Annotated in this window: 2 protein-coding genes; both read left to right on the plus strand. The window is 33.7% G+C overall.

What is annotated here, in order from left to right:
- Positions 1-300 precede the first annotated feature (300 nt).
- Positions 301-1,554, plus strand: coding sequence for a methanogenesis marker 16 metalloprotein (locus tag ACKI5C_RS04315; protein ID WP_407431978.1), 1,254 nt, complete (start codon positions 301-303; stop codon positions 1,552-1,554).
- 13 nt (positions 1,555-1,567) lie between these two features.
- Positions 1,568-2,136 (plus strand): ferredoxin:CoB-CoM heterodisulfide reductase subunit HdrC (gene hdrC, locus ACKI5C_RS04320; RefSeq protein ID WP_407431979.1); only part of this gene is annotated, 569 nt, incomplete at its 3' end.

Genomic DNA, 2,136 nt, shown 5'->3' on the forward strand with positions numbered 1-2,136 from the left:
AATTAAATGGAATGGATAGTTTATCTAAATATCATCTCTTCTTTATCATGAGAATATATTAGAAGGTGAAAGATATCAATTGATAAAATCGGGCGAAATCAAATGATGAAATTGATTAAATCCTAGATTGCTTTGGTAAAATTAAAAATTTACTTTACAAAGCTTAGTCTATTTCATCCTACTGGATAATACACTAAACTCGGGCATGGATTCCAGTGATGATATTAAACCTTTAAAGGCTTTACGGTCTTAAAGAAGAACCAAATTGGAAAATAAGAAAAGTTTAGGAGAGTAGTGAAATTGACTAATCAAAGAACTATTAGCCAGATTAATCAAAAGATTGAAAACGGCGAAGCCAGTATCTACACGGCAGAAGAGTTTAAAAAACTTATTAAAGAAGGTAACACTCCAAGTTTTGATGAAGTTGATGTGGTTACAACAGGAACTTGTGGTGTAATGAGTGGTACAGCAGCTATACTCAATTTTATAGTTTCTGGACCTGGGGAATTCATACGGGCTGAAGAAGTATTTTTAAATGGGGTTCCAGCACATGCAGGGCCATGTCCAAACGAATGGTTAGGTGCAATTGATGTTATACTTCACGGAACTACTCATTCAATATATGACCACAATTATGGTGGGGGTTTTGTTTTAAAAGAACTTTTAGAAGGCAAAACAATTGATGTGAGAGTTGAAAGCGTTGAAGGTAAAACTATTGAAAACACAATAACTATAGATGATATTGGAAGAGGCCAAATTATAGGAACTAGAATGGCATTTAAAAATTATACTGCTTTTGTTAATACTTATAACGAACCAATTAATTCTATTTTTTCCGCAATTCCATTAGAAGGAAATCTTTCTGGTTTAACATTTTCAGGATGTGGCGATTTGAATCCATTGCAAAATGATATTCCACACAATGTAATAAAAACTGGAACCAGATTTTTATTCAATGGAGCTGAGGGGTATGTTTTAGGTGACGGTACACGTTCTAGTGCTGAAAAACCGAATTTAATGTTGACTGCTGATTATAAGCAGATGGACCCATATTATCTCGGTGGATATAAAACTGGGCAGGGCGGTGAAGTTTATGATACTGTGGCCATACCTATTCCAGTTTTAAATGAGGAAATATATAATAATCTGCTCATCACGGATGAAAACATTAAATTGCCATTAGCAGAAATCAAGGGTCGTCATTTACCATTAGGTGAAACCAACTACAAAGAAATGTGGGAAGGCTATGATTTAAGACCACAATATGGCCGATCAAAATGTTCAAAATGTGATTCATGTACGATTGAAGAGATTTGTCCAACAAAGGCATTTGCAAATGAAAGATTGGATTTGACAAGGTGCTTTGGATGTGGATTATGTGCTCACTTCTGTAAGAATGATGCATTTGACATGAATACCGGTGATGTTGATTTAGAAATTAATGACAAATTAGTCAACGTACCAATTATCTGTAGACAATCTGATAGATTAAGAGGAAATAGATTATCTAATCAGTTGAAAAAGTTAATTGAAACACAGGAATTTACTTTGTAGTGAGGTGGTTTTAATGACTACTCAACAAAAGATTAATGACGCTCCCATTAATTTTGCAGAAGATGTAATAGTTAATGTAAAGAATACTCGCGATGATGGTGTCTTGAAATGTGTGCAATGTGGTTTATGTACTTCCACATGTCCTGCAGCACGCCATTCTGAATATAATCCTAGAGAAATTATTGAAAGAGTTCTTGACGGTGATGAAACAATAATGCATGAAGATTATTTATGGAATTGTTTTTATTGTTATACTTGTCATAGTGTATGTCCAGTTGGGAACAGTGTTTGTGAAGTAAATCAAATATTAAAACAATTTGCAATAAACCAAGGTATAGGATGGGATAAGCTTTATGAATATCTTGGGTTTGCCGACTCATATTTTGATGCTGCAATTGGGGCAATCCCGGAAATATTTTTTGATGATATTGCAAAAGATGTCCCTGGATGGGAGGATATTAGATTTGAAAAATTAGAAGAAAATAGGGATAAATTAAATCTTTATCCTCCATTAATGCCTCCAGAAGATGTTATTGAGGAAGTTAGTTTAATTTTAACAATTACTGGATTTAAGCAAAGAAT

The sequence above is a fragment of the Methanobrevibacter sp. genome, assembly GCF_045646045.1.
Classification (GTDB): domain Archaea; phylum Methanobacteriota; class Methanobacteria; order Methanobacteriales; family Methanobacteriaceae; genus Methanocatella.